Genomic DNA, 19184 nt, shown 5'->3' with positions numbered 1-19184 from the left:
ATTTAATAACTTTGCTGCCTATAGACAATTTGTGAACTATGCTACTGAGCCGGACAGCAAATAACGTTCAGTAGTATAGCTTGCATAATCCCTTCACCCTTTTTTAGTTTTTACTTATCTTCCCGATTGTGTGTTTGACAATTCGCGGAACTTATTCTTCATAGGAGGATCACAGGATTATTATTTTTTGCCTGCCTCGCGCAAGCCTGTTTTCTATTTCTAACCACCTTTCAAGATGGCCTTCATATTTATTCCTAAAAATTGTAGGTAAAAGACAAATTAAACCGACGACCATCCTGTTTACGGTAGGTAATCGTATCTCCGTCACCTTTGTTATAATTATTATCTCCTCTTACCAGACGAAAACCATCCGCTTCTTTTCCTGGTGTTATCATTTCATAGGCTTCGGTATTCGTATAGAATCGTGTCCATTCGTTAAGCAGGTTAGCCATATTAAATTTGATTTCTGCTTTCTTTTTGAATAAACGGGCATATATCTGAAAATCCAGCTGACGCGGAGCAAGTTCGTATTCAACCAGATTCGGACTGGTATTAGCCAGATTGGTACGAGGCCCTCTTTGATTATAACTGGCTGTAGCACCATAATAGTCTCCCCAATAACTCAAACCCAGATTCAACAGCCATGGAGACTGCCCCATTAGCGGACGATCCTGATCCGCCCCTTTGGCTTGTACTAATGCATTATCCTGATTAGCATCTACGTACCACGGACTAAGTGTCTTGACAGAAGATTTGAGCAGGGTACCGTTGGCATATACAAAAAATTTAGATAACCATTCCTGAGAAGACACAAAGCTTAGATTTTTACGCACCTCCATTTCAACACCCAGATTGCGTGCAGATTCCATATTGACAAAGACGAAGTATTTCTGTGTATTCAGTCTCGGATCCATCACCAGCTCAACAGGTTTGTCCAGATATTTATAATAACCTGTCAGCGAGATAATCTCTCCGGCACCCGGATACCACTCGAACCGGATATCGGTATTATCTACTAACGAAGAAGTCATGAGTCCGCCTGAGATATTCGCATCCAGTTCATAATCATAAAAACCAAAGAAGGAAGTTTCTCTGAAATCGGGACGTATCGCTGTCCGCGAGTAACTTGCACGGACATTGAAATCATCCGTCACACTATATGTTGCATTAAGCGAAGGCAATGCTCTCCAATTTTTATCTTCAACCAGATCCCTGTATTCCAGATATTTATTGACTATACCTGAAGTTCTGTCCCAATATTCGGCCTGCTGATTATTCAAACGGTAATATTCCATACGTACGCCATATACAAGACGTAGTTTTTGCCATAACTTCTGATCTGCCATAATATAACCGGCATGATTTTTCATATCTCCGTTGAAAATCCGGCCATTAATATTTTCCGCCCAGTAATACGCCTGATTGATTTCTTTACCTATATTTTGAGGATCCAGGATGACTTCATAAGGTTGTTCAATAACACTGCCCCTTGCAGCAGCAGGCAGCATTCGGAATACATCCAGAGATCTGTTTTTCGACCAGCCCTGATACCCTAATTTAACCAGCGTACTGATATTTTCTCTTGAGGCAAATTTTTTCGAGAAATCAAACTTCCAGTTGTAATCTGTCTCATCGACATTTGTCCACATACGAGAATCTCTGGACAGATTATCTCCTCCTACTTCCGAGGCCAAGCGTACATTTGGAGTTTGAAAATATGGCTGACCGTCAATAATAGTTGTCAATCTGTATCTTAATTTACGCTCATCCAGAATCTGCTGTTCGATCTTATTGACAGCTCCCATCGCTTCCATTTTAACAGACCAGGGCAAGAGATATTCTATATTCAGCTGATGTTGTTGCAAAGACATCGCTTCAGGCAACTGATACTGTTCTTTAAACGGGGCTTGCATAAGATCCTCATAATTCAATCGGATAGCCTCATTATAGTTCGAATTGTAGGTACGGGCATACATATTCTTGGAAGATATTTTGAAATCTTTCCCTTGTAATCCAATGTTAGCAACAAGACCGCTGCTGCTGTTGAAACGATAGGAAGTACCGGCACCGTTCTGCCCCAGTCCTACACTATCTATAAAATGAAATCCGCCGCGGTTTGAGCTTCTTATATTGTTGAACTTTACAATATTCTGCTCATTTCGGATATTAGCACTTGCCGCAAAGCCAAGTTTCATTCCGTTATTCAAATCATATACACGCCCTAATGAAAAGCGGTAGTTCTGATTGGGCATTCCCTTATATTTATTCAGCCTGAGAGGTTCCGCACTCAAGCGCCTGGACTGTGCAATAGCATCAAGTGAACTATATGGACGTGGATCATTAGGTAATAATGTGAGGTCATCTGTCTGCCCCGGAATACCCGGAGGAGGTACTTCTACACCCGAGGTCCAGTACCAGGGAGTCATTCCGTCTGGCAGCTTGACAGAAGAGTTGTAAAACCCGATATATTCACTGTTATAGCGCTTTCCGAGATGATAAAAATCCTTACCCAGTGTTTGCGAATTCGTTCCTGTTCCCACCTGAATAGAAGTAAAATTTTGCGTCGGAATATCCAGCGTATTTACGGATACCTGACCACCCGAAAATTCAGATGACATATCCGGTGTAGCAGTCTTGTTTACAACCACATTACTCACCATTTCTGTCGGAATGATATCGAAAGAAAAATTACGCCTATTCATGGATGTGCTCGGTATCACTACTCCGTCCAGCATCGCCTGATTATACCGCTCAGACATCCCCCTTACCACGACGTTTTTATTGTCTACTGTTGTCAGACCTGTCACACGTTTTAGCACCTGCCCCATATCATTGTCAGGAGTGCGGGCAATCTGTTCGGCTGAAATACCGTCTGTAACCGATGCTGCATTTTTTTGTGCAGCATAGAGTCCAGCCACTGATGCCTTCTTGAATGAAGTATTCACGACAGCCTCTGCCAATTGAGCAGTCTGTGCCACCATAGCGATATTTAACGTTGTAATTTCACCCGATTGTACCTGTACATTACTGATACGCTGTGTCTGGTAGGAAATGTAACTCACTTCCAAAGTATACTTTCCTGACGGAATTCTTAACGAATAACTTCCGTCTACTGCACTCTGCGCATTACGGTTTAATTCAACAATTCTGATCGTAGCATTTGGCAAGCCCAATCCCCTTTCATCAAGAATACGTCCCGATACACGTCCGGGTTGTTGAGTCACCAACGGTTGAAGCATAATATAGCTCCCGACCTCTTTATAGCCGATTCCGCTACCTGACAGGATATGTTTCAGCACGTCTTCTACTGTACTGTTTACAAATTTGCGGCTGTGGGTAACTTTCTGATCCAGATTCAATTTACCGGGATCATAGGCAATAAATACCTGCTGACCTTCCAGATGTTTCAATGCTTCGGACATATTCTTTGCCGGCACAGAAATCGTAATTTTCTTTTTTAATAATTGGGCATTTACGCTATTGGCCAATAACATTTCCATAAGAAATACCATCATCAGGCTTGAGAGTAATAGGATTCTCATTATAAATTTGAGGTAGTATAAATTAAATTGCATAAATTTGATTATGTATTAATGACTTCACGGTTTTAGTACAGTTTTAAAAATCAGGAGCGATCCTGTGCGAAAAAGGGTTAACGATGGCAGTCGTTGACTCTTTTTAGATTTAATAAACCATCACGATGTCGCCCTCCTTCCTGAATTTATTTTGGTGTACGGTCGTGATGACCTGCAAGAGATCGTCCAGAGAGATTTGTTTCTGAATGGACAGTGTATACTGCTGATCCGCTATACGAGGATTTGTAGTCTGCAAGGTTACTCCGTAATTATTTCGGATGGTAAGCGCAAGCTCTTCGAATGAAGCCTTGTTCAGATATGTTTTACCCGTAATCCAGGCATTTCTGTTTTCCAGGTCAAATGATTCTGTTGTACTGTTTTCATTTGATTTATCATAACGGATCTGCTGACCTTTGGTCAATATTCCAAGCATCTGATCATGATGCTTTACCTGCACTCTGCCTGAAAATACAGCTACAGTCTGCTCCGGCAAATCTGTATAAGACCTGATCGTAAAAGAAGTACCCAGTACCTGAGTCTGCAGCGCTCCTGAAGTAACAATAAAAGGTCTTAATGTATCACGCCTCACCTCGAAAAATGCTTCTCCATATGAAAGTTCCAGCTTTCGGTCTGTTCTATTGAAACTTGCTATATCCAGTTTAAGCCGGGTCATGCTGTTCAGGGTGATGACTGAACTGTCCGGAAGCAATACCTGCTTCCGCTCGCCCGCTATAGTTTCAAAAACTCTTATTTCCGGAGCCGCCGCAATATGCTGTGAAGGAGTTTGATCCTGAGCCGTCATCCACCATACAAAACCCAGACAGATGAACAGACTGGCCGCAATACTGATGACAAATTTCCAGGAGATCATAGATCCTACCTGACGTACGGTAGCCCCGTCAATATGACTACAGATTTCTCCATAGATACGATGTTGAAGATTTTCAGATATACCATTTTCCGAAAGTTGCTCCCGGTCAAGCTGATCATACCAACGATCGACAAGCCGACGTTCGTCAGTGGTAGCACTTCCGTCCCGATACCGTTGTATCAATAAGTTGAATATTTTAGTTTTCACTTTTTTGTCCCTTTTATCTGTATGTCAGCAAAAAGGACAAAAAGTACTTCAACAAATCATTAAGGTTATATGAAAGAATTATGAACAGCTGCTTAAGGTTTGAGCCATTCCTGCAAGGACTGCACGAAAAGTAAAAAAAGAGGGCCGTATACATCTTTTGACCGGGCAGTAAGTCCTCTCTGAAGACGTTTGGTTGCTTCGGTTAGGTTATTTTTCACAGTTTGTTCAGAGAGATTAAGTCTGCTGGCGATTTCTTTTATACTATAATGCTCCCAACGCAACAACACGGCTTGCTGCATATTGTTGGGCATTGCTTCCAGCTCCTCCTCCAATAGTTTTTCCATGGCAAGATAAGTTTCCATTTCTTCCGGATGCTGCTGCACATAATCAAACATATGTTCGGCTAATCCATCCAGCAACTTTTGCTGTGCCTTATTCGAGTTAAAAAAATCTATGAGCTTAAATTTCAGCATACCATAGAGATATGCCCGCAGATTCATTCCGGTATCTAAAGAAGACCTTCGTTCCCAGAACTGAACAAACAACTCCTGAAGAATATCTTCTGCCTGTTGTTCATCACGAACACGTTTTACAGCATGGATATAGAGTTCTCGCCAATAACAATTGTAGATTTCGGCAAATGCAGATCTGTCGTCTTGTTCTCTGACGGAGACTAACCATTGCTGATGTAAACGTCTTGTTTCAGGCATATGGCCCAAATGTAAAATATTCATATTAAGCCAATATTAAAAAATCATACTGTATACATTATATAGCAGTCAGGACAAAGACGAAATGAAGACAAGGGCAGAAGAAAATAAACAAAGGGAAAAATACCGCAACACTTTGTAACATAGTTGTTTCAATAATTAAAATATCTTGTAAGTATACATTATTTTAGTACTTTCATAAGTAATTAAGCTCGCTTATGACTTCCCTCTCAGCGCAATAATTCCACCTATGATATCTAACTCTTAAAATAGATCTGTCTATACGTTTTCGTCATTCTTATTTGTTAAATTTCAACTTAAACTTAGCTACAAATAAAAAAAAATATTAATTGTATATTTTTTTCATTTTAAAGAATTTATACGTAACTTACATGTGTAAAACATTTATATGACCTATGGATACATATAACCAACATTCAACCTTAAAACAATATTTCAACAGCGTTGTATCTTTAGACCAGCCCGTTCATTGGCGTGAGTATTACCGCATATCAAAACTTGTTGCACATATGCTTTTGGAAAAGCTTCGGATGGATAATTATGATTCAGGGGTACATATGGATATTAACAATACTGCATTTGTGAAGACATCTATCAATGCCTATTATCATCTCGGCATAGCTCTCGAAATAGGGCTGAATGGCATGATTGACAATGCACACAACACAATTTCTTATCCCAGAAGTCAAAGGATACAAGGAGTTTCACTCAAGCAAAAAACTCAAAACCTGCTTCAACTGGCAGACGAAATCGGATTGTTCAATAAAAACAGAATGGATTTCCAAAGCTTCACAGATTATGAAAATTTAAGACAGGTATTGTTACATCTGAGTGATATTATCAAGTGGAACGAACGCCATCCCTATCCGGAAAGCTCCACCACCTTATCAAAACTAAGTAATAAAATTCCGTTTTTAATTTTCAACGGTTCACATATTACACAGATGGTTCAGCCTCTGTTTGATTTATTGGAAAATGAAATCGAAAAGAACTAAGAAAAGATAATTCTTTTAGGAGCTGTTTCAGCAACTCCTTATTATAATAGTTATGTAAAAAATAGTTGGCGGGGACGCCAACTGACGCCGTAAGGGATTGCCTTTTCTGGCGCAAGCGTCCGCTTGTGCCTGCCACTTTTATCGGTTCAGAAATAAGTTCTTCTCTCCTTTTTAAGGAGATATCCCGGTTTACCGGGAGAGAGGTTAAAGACTGATATGACAAGCATATGCTTCCACTATTTAGTGCTACCCCGATATTTTAAAATAAGACCCAAAACTCACGTTAATTAATAAAAAAGTCAGCGGGGACGCCAACTGACGCAGAACTGACGCAGTGAAGGATTGTAATTTCTGGCGCAAGCGTCCGCTTGTGCCTGCTACTTTTATCGATTCAGGAACAAGTTCTTCTCTCCTTTTTAAGGAGAGATACCAGTTTACCGGGAGAGAGGTTAAAACTGATATGACAAGCATATGCTTCTACTACTTAGTGCTACCCTATATTTTAAAATAAGACCCAAAACTCACGTTAATTAAATAGTTGGCGGAGACGCCAACTTACGCAGAACTGACGCAGTGAAGGATTGTAATTTCTGGCGCAAGCGTCCGCTTGTGTCTGCTACTTTTAGCGGTTCAGGAACAAGTTCTTCTCTCCTTTTTAAGGAGAGGTTAAAGACTGATATAACAAGCATATGCTTCTACTACTTAGTGCTACCCTATATTTTATAATAAGACCCAAAACTAACGTTAATTAAATAGTTAGCGGGAACACCAACTGACACAGCGAAGGATTGCTTTATGATGCGGTTAAAACTGTTAAACAATATTATACAACTTCGGTAGCTCCATCTTTAGCGACTCCCATTTTTTCTTTAAAGAAGACGGCGAAAATCAAAAGACATCCTGCAGCTATTGCCGCAGGGGTAATCCACAAATACCACCAGAAATCAGATACATATACAGCTTTTAGATAATCTGAAATATACCCCGCAACCCAAAAGCCAATCAACATCCCTATTCCATACATTGCGACTGTGATCAATCCCTGAGCTGAAGATTTATAACGTTCGCCGGCAATTGTATCCGTATAAATCTGGCCCACTACAAACATAAAATCATAACATACACCATGAAGTACAATGCCGATGATCAGCATATAAGACAAATCATCTCCGTTTCCGAAAGCAAACAACAGATAACGCAGTATCCAGGCAGAAATACCAATCAGAATCATCTTTTTGTAACCAAAGCGGGCAAAAAAGAAAGGAATAAGTAGAAGACAAAGCGCTTCCGACAATTGCCCCAAAGCCATCTTAGCCGTAGGATTGGGCAATCCTACACTCACCAGATAAGGATTTGTATTCTGATAATAGAAAGATATCGGTATACAGATCACAACTGCTGTTAAGAAAAATATCAGAAAACCTTTATTCTTTAGTAATCCTAAAGCTTCCAGTCCCATAGCATCTGTTATACGGAATGATTTATCCTTATTTTTTGCTACAGGAGGTGTTTTAGGTAATGTCCAGCTAAACACAGATAAGAGTAGTGAACAACAAGACGCCAGTAGAAAGGTATAACTCAATGCTCCACTTGCTATCGCATCAGGACTATCCCAGTGAAAAATATAACTTATTATTACCCCCGAGATCACCCAGCCCACCGTACCCCAAACCCGAATACCCGGAAATTGCTTTTTTGCGTCTTTCAGATGCCTGAAAGAAATAGAATTAGTCAATGCCAGAGAAGACATATAAGCGATAAAGTAAACAAATACATATGGATAAAACTCAGCTGCACTTGCCGACTTATACATCATAAATAACAGTACCGCACCAATTAAATGTAATACAGACAGTACGCGTTCTGCATTAAAATAACGATCTGCCACAAATCCTATAAAGAAAGGTGCAAGAACGGCTCCCAGCGATTGTGTAGAAAAAATATTCGCAACCTCAAGCCCTGTAGCCTGCAGATTTTTGGCCAGATACGTCCCTAAAGTAACAAACCATGCGCCTTTTATCACATATTCTAAGAACATCATGACCGAAAGACGAATACGCAATGAAATATCCATAAGAAAAAGAGAACTGCAGATGATTAAGGTTTATACATCTAAGATAGCCTTTAAAGGATGGTTTCACAAATTGTAACAGGATTGATTCAACTTCACAAACTATAGACAGCAAGGTTATCCTTCATACGGTTATCAAAATACACCCCCTTATCAATCAGCAAAATTTAATTATCTTTAACAGATTGAATATAGTTATATATGCGTTACAGTCTTGTCCTGATTTTTATATGTGTCTTTGGATATACTTTTGCTCAAAAACCTTCCGGAAATGCAAAAGCACAACAACTCTATACATCTGCTAACAGACACCTGCAAAAAGGAGAATATCCTCCGGCAATAGAACTCCTGAAGGAAGCTATAAAAATTGATGGTAATTTTGCATCTGCTTATCAGACTCTCGGAGATCTCTATCGCAAAGCAGATCAGTATGAAGAAGCCCGCCAGATGTATGAAAAAGTGTTGCAGACAGATCCTGAACTAACTGCGCTGACGTACTTTGGAATCGGCGAGTCCAGCCTTTTCACAGGCCATTATAAGAAAGCCCTGAATTACCTGGAAACCTACAAAACTAAAGTAAAACTGGCTGACAAAAGTGCTCTGTTAGTAAATAAATACATTGCAGACTGCAATTTTAGCCTCTCCTACTCTTCTCCGGATACCTTTGTTATGAATAAGTTATCCGATGCTATCAACTCTATAGATGATGAATATTTTCCTAAGCTGACTGCCGATAACAAAACTATTATTTTCACGCGTAAAACAGCCAATCAGGAAAACTTTTACGAAAGTCAGTACGATGGAAAACTATGGTCTCAGGCCAAAAAATTAACAGGCCACATTAACTCAGATCAATTTAATGAAGGGGCGCACTGTATTTCACCTGATGGTAAATACTTGTTTTTCACGGGTTGTAACTGGCCAAACGGAATGGGTAGCTGTGACATCTACATCTCAAAAAAAGAAAACGGAATCTGGGGCGAGCCTTATAACCTCGGTGCGCCGATCAATTCCAAAGGATGGGAATCTCAACCTGCAATTAGTGCGGACGGACGTACCCTTTATTTTGTCAGTAACAGACCTGGCGGAGTTGGTGGGTATGACATATGGAAAAGCACACTGAATACAAAAGAGGAATGGTCTGCGCCTGTTAATCTGGGGCCGAAGATCAATACGATCTTTGATGAAAGTGCACCCTATATCCACGCAGATAATACCAGTTTATTCTTTGCTTCCAACGGATGGCCCGGGTTCGGCCGTAAAGATATTTTTGTAAGTAAATCAGATTCCCTGAATAAGTGGTCTACTCCTGTTAATCTCGGACATCCCATAAATAATTATTATGAACAAAATGCGCTTTATGTAAGTATGAATGGTAAAATGGGATTTCTTTCTACACAAATAGACGGACAACAACAGCTGGACATCTATAGTTTTGAGATTCCTGCACATAACCGTCCGCATCCCGTAGCATTTATAAAAGGACTGGTACTGGATGCAAAAACTTTAGTCCCGGTAAAAGCCAGTATCAGCGTCACAAATACCGCCACAAATCAGGTGGTATTTGAAGACCAGAGTGACATCACCGACGGAGAGTTTCTGGCGACCTTACCCATTGGCAACCACTATGCAGTGCATGTTCGCGAAAAAGGCTATCTGTTCGAATCGATACCCTACGCTTTGGATGATCCCCGCCATACGAATGAAGAGTTTGAAGCCAGAATCTTATTGAAACCCATAGAGGTGGACAAAAATGTAGTACTGAACAATATCTTCTTTGCATTAAACAAATACGATCTTTTACCTTCCTCCACCAGTGATCTGAATACACTCGTTCTTTTTTTACAGGAGAATCCGCAGGTACGCATAGAAATAGGAGGACATACAGACCACACAGGGAATGATCAGCTGAATAAGACGCTCTCGGACAACAGAGCAAAGGCTGTGGTCGATTATTTAATTGTAAAGGGTATTTCAGCTTCCCGTCTTCTGGCAAAAGGATATGGTTCAAATCAACCCATAGCTAAAAATGATACTGAAGAAGGGAAAGCCTTAAACAGAAGAACTGAATTTAAGATTATAAGATAATATTAATCCGCATAGCATTTGCTCTGCCTTTTTTCTAAAACAAGTATTAAGGAAGCAATTACAGTTTTTATAGATGCCTGCAGTCTTCAGAAGCAAAAACTCCTATTTTATAAAGCTCCCAATAAAGTCCGATGCCGAAATAGTTGTAGTCTTATTTTGACCTTCTTTTTCAACAAGATTCAGCTCACCTGCCGCATTCCATTTCACGGACTGATAAGAAGGTTTAACGACAAACTTTCCTTCCAGATCTATGACACCATACTGACCGTCTTTCTTTGCAAATACATATTCCGAATTTAGAGGTTGCATATCTTCCAGACTGTCAACACGTATTTTACCTTCAATATCTGCCAATCCGAAATTAGTATTAATCTGATAAGAATAGACCTGATCGTTGACAGGTTGAAAGTGATTGTACCCGGATGTATTCAGCACCTTGCCATCATTACGTACCAACCAGTATTTCTGGTCCAGATCGGTCACGGCTGCAACTTCATCTGTAATATTTTCTATGGTCTGGTAATTTGCCGGTAACAGAATTTCTCCGCTTTTCTTCTTTAATCCTATGACTACATTTCCGTCCCGGTTATCCGGAAACCACTGTACACCATCCTGTAGCTGAAGACCGCTGTTGAAGACAGCAAGCAGTTCTCCTCCGGAAGACAGGCCGTCGCCAGTATCCTGTACATCCACGATTTCCATTTCGGATGGCAATTCAAAATACGAAGGGTCAGCATTCATTTTTTCAACTTTAGTTGCCGCAAATCCGACTGTAGAATCCTGTGTATCCAGATCAAACTGTAAAACCGCTCCCGGTAAATGATTAGCAAAAGGAAGATTATCACTTCCATATGCAGGAATATCTTTGGCACACCACACCTGATAGTTTACCTCTCCGAATCCGTGTTGTCCAAAGTTTAACTTATATTTATGGCAGCTGTATCCCTGAATATCTCTTACTTCACCTGTAGGGGAAATGATCAGGTAGCTGATATCATCTCCTACATTCTTCACATCCGAAGCATTAATGATACGATATGGATCGGATATAATATCTTTTGTAATGATATCATCCCCTTTTTGGTAAGCGTATACTTCTTTTTTAGGATACACATACATAAACTGAGCTTCGTCCTTTCCCTTTAGTACTCTGGATTTGTCTTTTGATATCCAGATTTTTTCTTCAAAATCTGCATGTTTTGATTCAGGATAAAATGCTTCTGCAATATTCTGTTCAAATTCGGCAACATACTGTCCTGTACGCTCTGTCCACCATTCAGCAGGTTTTGCACCTTTTGCTTCAAGATGAATTTGCCACACATCAGTCTGTGCCTGCGTGTTTATTTGAGATAAGAAAAGGAGAAATAATACAGAAATGGAAATTTTCATCATCAAAACAAGTTAATACAATCTTTCTTCATCAAATTACAGACCAATTGATCAAAAAAAATTACATTGTGGAAAAATAGCAATGATGAAGACAGGAAAGAATCCTAAAGTCTCATTTAATTAGTCTTAAGTATAGGCTATAAAACTTATGCTGATAAATGAAAATCAAGACACTATACCCATCATTTCATAAAATTATTGCAGAAGAAAGCAGTGGAAAATGCAAAGATTCTTAGGATAAACTAACGATCTTCCCCGTCTTGACTGATTCATCACAGGCAATAGCAATGCGCAAACTATTCAATGCATCCTGCATAGATTTGCTCAGGTCGAGATTATCCTGTATAGCCTTTAAAAAGAAAAGCTGTTCTCTATTACAAAGTTCCTGATGATCAGGCTCGTCTTCCAGGTGGATCCATTCATCTTTACGCACGAATTTATTTTGATCATCAATAGCGGCATAGTGAACACGAAGGGACTCGGTGCGTGTATGGGAGGCTACACTATCTGAATGTCCGTTACCGGATGCTTCATTAGCTACAATGGACACACAACCCAGAGGCCCGATCACATCCTTCACAAAAAAGGCTGTTTCACTCATCATCGGCCCCCAGCCTGCTTCGTACCAACCTACACTGCCATCATCAAAACGAATCTGCAACTGTCCGTAATTATAATTATTGTCGGGAATATCATCTGTAAGCCTTGCCCCAATCGCAGACACCTGTAATGGTCTGGCATCGGTAAGCTGACACATCACATCTATATAGTGAACACCACAGTCCACTATCGGGCTGAGACTTTTCATAAGGTTACGATGAACATCCCACATATAGCCCTGACTTTGCTGGTTAAGATTCATGCGCATAACCAGTGGATATCCCATCTGTCTGCCTGTTTCAATAAACCTTGTCCATGACGGATGATGACGGAGAATATAGCCGACAACCAGTTTTTTTCCGGAACGTTCTGCTGCAGCAATGACATTTTCCGCACCGGCAACCGTATCGGCTAATGGTTTTTCTATAAATACATGCGCTCCGGAGTCAAAAGCCATGATTGCATATGTTTCGTGTGTATCAGGATAGGTAGCTATACAAACGGCATCAGGATGAGAAATAGCAAGAGCTTCTGCATAATCTTCATATAAAGGATAGCTTGCATTCAGACGGGTATTCAGTTCGGATTTACTCTCTCCGCGGGATACCAGTCCCACAATCTCAAACTCAGGAAGCTCATGATACGCTTGTGCATGGGAAGCTCCCATATTGCCACATCCTACTACTAATATTTTGATTTTTCGCATGAAATCTGTTCAGATATTATCCAAAAGTTGTTAATCCCGGACGTGGAATTGGTAATTGATCTACTTTCATATTCCAGTCAAATTCATCAGAATGCGGGCCCAATACGACTTGTGAATTCATGATTTCATCATAGCTGATCGCTTTTCCGGTATAGGCAGCAGTTCTTCCCCAGATACCCAACAGCGTTGACTTAGTCATTGAATCTCCGTCATTAATAACTTGTCCGTTGCGAATAGCTGCAAACAGTTCATCATGTTGTGTCTGGTACATGTTATTGAGTCTTCCCGTAAATTTCCACGGATGTTCACCCATCACTTCGTAACTGGACATCAGTTTGACATCTACCTGTCCCTGTGTGCCCATTACATCGACACTATTACGTGATGTAGTGCCATTCTGCTGTCTGCTGAAATGGTAAGATTTCAATCCTCCGGAATAAGCATATTCTACAGCATAATGATCATATACATTTCCAAATTTATCCCACGGCTTAGCCTGTCTTCCTCCGGTGCCTGTTACCAGTTTAGGCAGTTCATCATTCATCACCCATGACATAAAGTCCACACTGTGTATGGCTTGTTCCACCAGCATATCTCCCGAATAACGGGTATAGAACAACCAGTTCCGAAGTTGAAATTCAAGATCACTCCACGCGGGCTGTCTGTCTTTGAATGTAAGTTCTCCGCCGTAACGAAAAGTAGACAATCCCTTTACATCTCCAATACTACCCGCTCTGACTTGTTTGATAATCTCCCGGTTTGGTGTGGAATAGCGAAAGCAAAAACCACAGACAATATTGAGCTTTTTCTGTTTTGCCAGCTCTACTGCTTTACTTACGCGGTGAATACCCGGAATATCAACGGCTACAGGTTTCTCACAGAATATATGTTTACCGGCCTTGACGGCCTCTTCCAGATGATCAGGACGGAAATTCGGCGGCGAACAGAGCAATACAACATCTACACCCGAGTTTATAAGTCTTCTATATGCATCAAACCCTACAAATTTATTTTTATCATCCACCTGTACACGCGCAGCATCTATTTCACGAAGTGTCGTAAGTGCATGTTCTAACTGATCCGGGAAAATATCGGCCAATGCCGTTATTTCTACCTGAGGATCTGCCGCTAAAGCCTGAGAAGCAGCTCCTGTTCCTCTTCCGCCACATCCGATCAAACCTACTTTGATCTTTTTTGCGGAAGTAGCATATCCCAAATGTGGAATTGCTGCCAGTGATGCAGCCACGACCGCACTTTGTTTGATAAAGGTTCTTCTGTCCTGGTTCATTTCATTCATATATAGAACTCTAAAATTAACAATTTAGAGTTACATTAAAAATAACATCCCTATATTTCAAATATCCATCACTATATTTTTACAAATTAACCATGCGTTTTTGTGCATTTTTTAGATTAAATCAATGAATAAGTTACAAATAATACATAACTTCACCCCACTAATCATCAATTTTAAACAACTATGGAAGAAAAATTACCAATTGTACAACCACTTATTACCAATGATGCTGTTGTATTCGGCTTATTAATGGGAATTCTTGGTTTTATCTTTTATACTTCCAGTAAAAAGGAAGGTTTTTGGGCCAGGTTTTATAAATATTGTCCTTCCCTTGTACTGTGCTACTTTGTTCCTGCACTTTTGAATTCTTTTAATATCATCAATGGAGAGGTGTCACAACTGGATGAGATGGCTTCCACATACCTGCTTCCTACCAGTTTGATTTTCTTTACCATTGGCATCGACATTCAGGGACTTAAACAACTGGGCAGCAAATCGTTAATCATGTTTTTCACAGGAGCTATCGGTATTATTATCGGTGGTCCTATTGCGATTGCTTTGATTGGCAGTATATTTCCGTCCATTCTTCATTTCAACGGAGAAGAGACATGGAGAGGTTTTGCGGCTATTGCAGGCAGTTGGATCGGAGGAAGCGCCAATCAGGCCGCGATGTTCAAAGTTTTCGGTTCTTCAGAATCTCTGTTTGGTCAAATGGTAGCTGTAGATGTACTTATATCCAGTATCTGGATGGGATTATTGATCTACGGTGCTCAAAAATCTGAAAAAATAGATGCTTTTTTCAAGGCTGATACTTCATCTCTCAATAATCTCGAACAAAGACTGGAATCCATTCACCTTGCAGAAAGAGTCAAAGATGTATCCGTAGCCCAATGGTTTACCGTATTAGGAGTCGGCTTTGCCGGAACTGGACTTGCCCACCTTATGGGTAATTTTATCGGACCCTGGTTTAAAGAAATCTGGCCGGCTTCGGAACAATATTCCCTGACAAGTATTACGTTCTGGGTTATTATTATAGCGACTACGATAGGAATGGTTCTTTCCTTTACCAGAGTACGGAAACTTGAAAATTACGGAGCGTCCAATATGGGCTCTATATTACTGTATATCCTGGTCGCTACAATCGGAATGAAAATGGATATAAAAGCTTTACTGGACAATCCTGTATTCTTTTTAGTAGGTATTGTATGGATATTGATCCATATTATCCTTATGCTGGGAGTGGCAAAAATTATAAAGGCACCTTTCTTTTATGTAGCTGTTGCCAGTCAGGCAAATATCGGCGGAGCTGCATCTGCTCCTGTTGTAGCTGCAGCATTTAACAAATATTTAGCTCCTGTAGGGGTATTACTTGCGGTATTGGGTTACGCAGTCGGCACATACGGAGGTTACATCTGCGGACTACTGATGCAATATGTCTCCGGATTATTTCAGTAACCATATTTTCGATAAGAATGTTATAAATAGATATAGCGCAGAACTGAAGTTCTGCGCTATATCTATTTAAGGAGTTACCTGTTTTGCGGCATCAGATATCAATTGATATTTAGCCTTTATAAAAGATGTTTCCCACTCCGGAACAGCACCCTTTTGATAATAACTAACAAAAGCCTTTACAGAACTTGCGAGATACTTATCCGGATTTCTGTTATTTCCCTCCGGTAATACTATCTTATATTTGCCGTCTGCTGTCAATTCAAAATTAACAGCCTGAATACCGGTCTTAGCTAGAGTTTCCTGAAGTTTTTTCTCAAAACCCGGCTTATCTGCCGATTCTTTTGCTGTTATATAAATGATATTACGGCGATCTTCGGATCGGACTTCAACAGTAAAATTAATGGTTTGAAGAACGCCTTCAAAAGTGTCACCTTTACTTTCTTCAGAATCATAATCCCAGGCCACAGTTACTGCAACAGACTTCCCCCGAAGCAGATAACGAATTTCTGCATTCGAAGAAACAGCAAGCTCATTATATGGATTTACATAAGCTTTCAGTTCATCAGGATAAGATTGTTGTCCAGTCAGATTCGCAAACTGATACCTGTTCAATAAGGCAGGCCATTTTCGGGCCTTGATTAGTCTGACATCCGCAGCATAATCCAGTTTTTGTTCCGGCAATGTAATCCAGTTCACCAGATCAAGATAGGAAGCAAGACCTGCAAAACCGTCACCCTGTTTATTTACATCAAAAAATGAAAGTGGTCTTTGAATCATATTTCCCTCTTTCCACTCTACAAAATTAAAGTGCCTGTTGATTACAATTGCCGGAGCCTCTTCAGAACCTGCAATCAGGCCTCCAGAAAACTCCTGTTGTGCGACTAATGCTTTGACAATAACAGCTTCCTCATAAAACCGTGCAGGTACCAGATCATAAATCAGTGCTTTTGTCTCAGCAGCAGTACGATACATATTTTGCAGGTGTTGCATACTCTGTTTTCCAGCCACAAGTGGCTGCTGCGCAAGTACAGCAATGCCATTTGCCGTTAACCGTTCCCCTAACATACCTCTTTCTGTATTGAATCCATCCAAATAGGCAACATTAGCCTTACTTCCGGACAGCAATTTCCCTATTAGATCTGTAGTCTGTATATCTGCTACACGGAAGGCCGGATTCGCTGTCAGAGAAGGAGAATGAGAAGGATTAAAGACTGTCACCAGTGTATCGAGCTGATCTGCCATAGAACTGACCACCGTATTCACAGTGCTATCCATAGGATTGATGACAACAAGTGCGATATGCGATTGTTCCTGACAAGACATCATTCCGGTCAAAAGAACAAGTAAAGCTATATTTTTAAAAAAATGTTTCATAATTACCGTCTGGCGAAAGACATCAATGTTGCTGATTATTAGTCTCAAAAAAATTGAACCAAAATTACATTTTTATTTAAAACAAAAAACAGTTATTCTTTTAACTACCTTTGCAGCTGATTGATACTGACAAAAAAGTCAGCATTATAAAATTCAACAATTTGCAATTCAAAGATTTAAAACTTATAGCACCTATCCTGAAGGCATTGGAAGCTTCAGGATATCAGAATCCGACACCTATTCAGGAACAAGCAATCCCTATCATCTTTCAACGTAAAGATCTCCTGGCCTGCGCACAGACAGGAACTGGAAAAACAGCGGCTTTTGCCATTCCTATCCTGCAGATGCTGACCTATTCCAAAGAAAAGACTGCTCAAAAAAGAATACGCACGCTGGTGCTGACACCTACACGTGAATTAGCCATACAGATCAAAGAAAATTTTGATGCATACTCCAAAGAATTACCTATTCGTAATCTGGTCATATATGGTGGTGTGGGACAACAGCCGCAGCGTGATGCCTTAAAAAAAGGAATTGATATCCTCATTGCGACTCCAGGGCGCCTGCTCGACCTGTACAATCAGAGATTTATTGATCTCAAACAACTGGAGTATTTTGTACTGGATGAAGCCGACAGAATGCTGGACATGGGATTTATCCATGACGTTAAAAAGGTGATTTCTATCATTCCTAAAAAGAGACAGACACTGTTGTTTTCAGCAACAATGCCTGCAGAGATTCAGAAACTGGCATCTCATATTCTGGAAGATCCAAGCAAAGTAGAAGTAACGCCGGAATCTACCACAGCAGAAAAAATACAGCAGTCGGTTTATTTTGTCAGCAAATCAGACAAACGCCATCTGCTTACGCATTTGCTCAAATCCGAAAATATTGAACATACGCTGGTATTCTCCAGAACAAAACATGGTGCAGACCGAATTGCCAAAGATCTGGCAAAACAGGGTATACAAGCAGCAGCTATCCATGGTAACAAATCGCAATCGGCCAGACAAAATGCACTGACTAATTTCAAAGATCGCAAACTTCGCGTACTGGTAGCTACAGATATCGCAGCAAGAGGGATTGATATCGATGATCTGTCTTATGTGATTAATTTTGATCTTCCAAATATCCCGGAATCTTACGTACACCGTATAGGACGTACAGGACGTGCCGGAAAGGATGGGAAAGCAATTTCATTCTGTGATGATGAGGAATACGCATACCTGTTAGATATTGAAAAATCCATTCGGATGGAAATACCAAGAGTGGAAGAGCATCCTTACAGCTTACATATCTCTCCGAAGAAACCAGGCCAGGCAGCTAAGAAACCAGCTACAGACAAAAACAGAAGCAAAGCCAGATCCGGAGCCAGTAAAAAACCCTTCAGAAGAGGAAAATTCAAAACAAAAGATTAAGGATTAGTTCTGTATTAAAGAAGCCCGACCAATTGTAAAAATTGGTCGGGCTTTTAGTTCTAAAACTTTTCTTTGCTTTTCCTCTTTTTTTATTCAATCTGTCCTTAGCTAAATTAATAAATATAATTATAGTTATACTGGAAGCCTTTTATAGAAAACTTAGGTCAGAGAATCTAAATCAGTATATTAAATTTATACCTCCCTTAGCCATAAGCGTTAGTAGTACACCTTCTACCTACAACTTAATCTTATTTAATTGCACTTATAGAATAATTAATTGATCAGTTCGAATATTTTAAAATTTTCTATTGTCCTAAAATTGCAAAAAATAATTAGATAGAGAAACATTCCTCTAAAACAAACGAAATCCGTAGTGAAGAATAAACGCTTCATCGAATGGCTATTAC

At 40.1% G+C, this 19184-nt stretch carries 12 protein-coding genes; 4 read left to right on the top strand and 8 right to left on the bottom strand.

Annotation, left to right across the window (positions count from 1 at the left end; all coding sequences use genetic code 11):
- Window positions 1-254: 254 nt before the first annotated feature.
- The 3 genes from B4B65_RS09290 to B4B65_RS09280 all read right to left on the bottom strand — a co-directional run bounded on the left by B4B65_RS09290 (window position 255) and on the right by B4B65_RS09280 (window position 5363).
- Window positions 255-3542, bottom strand: coding sequence for a TonB-dependent receptor (locus B4B65_RS09290; protein WP_293915297.1), 3288 nt, complete (start codon window positions 3540-3542; stop codon window positions 255-257).
- A 142-nt stretch (window positions 3543-3684) separates the two neighbouring features.
- Window positions 3685-4653: a FecR family protein gene (locus B4B65_RS09285; protein WP_293915295.1), complete on the bottom strand. Its 969-nt coding sequence runs from the start codon at window positions 4651-4653 to the stop codon at window positions 3685-3687.
- A 92-nt stretch (window positions 4654-4745) separates the two neighbouring features.
- Window positions 4746-5363 carry an RNA polymerase sigma factor gene (locus B4B65_RS09280; RefSeq protein WP_293915293.1) on the bottom strand — a complete coding sequence of 206 codons (618 nt, stop codon included), beginning with the start codon at window positions 5361-5363 and terminating at the stop codon, window positions 4746-4748.
- Between the two features lie 416 nt (window positions 5364-5779).
- Here B4B65_RS09280 and B4B65_RS09275 point away from each other — a divergent pair, with 416 nt between their 5' ends.
- The gene (locus tag B4B65_RS09275) at window positions 5780-6379 is read left to right on the top strand and encodes a hypothetical protein (RefSeq protein WP_293915292.1); all 600 of its coding nucleotides are present in this window, start codon (window positions 5780-5782) and stop codon (window positions 6377-6379) included.
- A gap of 823 nt (window positions 6380-7202) precedes the next feature.
- Here B4B65_RS09275 and B4B65_RS09270 read toward each other — a convergent pair.
- A complete protein-coding gene (locus B4B65_RS09270; RefSeq protein WP_293915290.1) occupies window positions 7203-8453 on the bottom strand; it encodes an MFS transporter in 1251 nt (416 codons plus the stop codon).
- 198 nt (window positions 8454-8651) lie between these two features.
- On the opposite strand from B4B65_RS09270, the gene B4B65_RS09265 reads away from it, so the two are divergent.
- Window positions 8652-10538, top strand: coding sequence for an OmpA family protein (locus tag B4B65_RS09265; RefSeq protein WP_293915288.1), 1887 nt, complete (start codon window positions 8652-8654; stop codon window positions 10536-10538).
- A gap of 102 nt (window positions 10539-10640) precedes the next feature.
- Here the strand turns inward: B4B65_RS09265 and B4B65_RS09260 are convergent, their stop codons facing one another.
- The 3 genes from B4B65_RS09260 to B4B65_RS09250 all read right to left on the bottom strand — a co-directional run bounded on the left by B4B65_RS09260 (window position 10641) and on the right by B4B65_RS09250 (window position 14530).
- A complete protein-coding gene (locus tag B4B65_RS09260) occupies window positions 10641-11927 on the bottom strand; it encodes a WG repeat-containing protein (protein ID WP_293915286.1) in 1287 nt (428 codons plus the stop codon).
- 232 nt (window positions 11928-12159) lie between these two features.
- Window positions 12160-13233: a Gfo/Idh/MocA family protein gene (locus B4B65_RS09255; RefSeq protein WP_293915284.1), complete on the bottom strand. Its 1074-nt coding sequence runs from the start codon at window positions 13231-13233 to the stop codon at window positions 12160-12162.
- Window positions 13234-13249: 16 nt separating this feature from the next.
- Window positions 13250-14530 (bottom strand): Gfo/Idh/MocA family protein, encoded by a 1281-nt coding sequence (locus B4B65_RS09250; protein WP_293915282.1) that lies wholly within the window; start codon window positions 14528-14530, stop codon window positions 13250-13252.
- Between the two features lie 183 nt (window positions 14531-14713).
- Between B4B65_RS09250 and B4B65_RS09245 the strand changes: the two genes are divergently transcribed.
- Complete coding sequence (locus tag B4B65_RS09245) at window positions 14714-15985, top strand: DUF819 domain-containing protein (RefSeq protein WP_293915280.1); 1272 nt, start codon at window positions 14714-14716, stop codon at window positions 15983-15985.
- A 66-nt stretch (window positions 15986-16051) separates the two neighbouring features.
- Here the strand turns inward: B4B65_RS09245 and B4B65_RS09240 are convergent, their stop codons facing one another.
- Entirely contained in the window at window positions 16052-17359 is a 1308-nt protein-coding gene (locus B4B65_RS09240) for a putative oxidoreductase C-terminal domain-containing protein (protein WP_293915278.1), read from the bottom strand.
- Window positions 17360-17520: 161 nt separating this feature from the next.
- On the opposite strand from B4B65_RS09240, the gene B4B65_RS09235 reads away from it, so the two are divergent.
- On the top strand, window positions 17521-18777 hold the full coding sequence (locus B4B65_RS09235) for a DEAD/DEAH box helicase (protein WP_236582242.1): 1257 nt from the start codon (window positions 17521-17523) through the stop codon (window positions 18775-18777).
- Window positions 18778-19184: the final 407 nt, after the last annotated feature.

Origin of the sequence: Sphingobacterium sp. UBA5789 (genome assembly GCF_002418355.1) — a bacterium.
Taxonomy (GTDB): domain Bacteria; phylum Bacteroidota; class Bacteroidia; order Sphingobacteriales; family Sphingobacteriaceae; genus Sphingobacterium.
The sequence above is the reverse complement of the archived record's forward strand: the minus strand, read 5'-3'. Positions and strand labels throughout refer to the sequence as shown.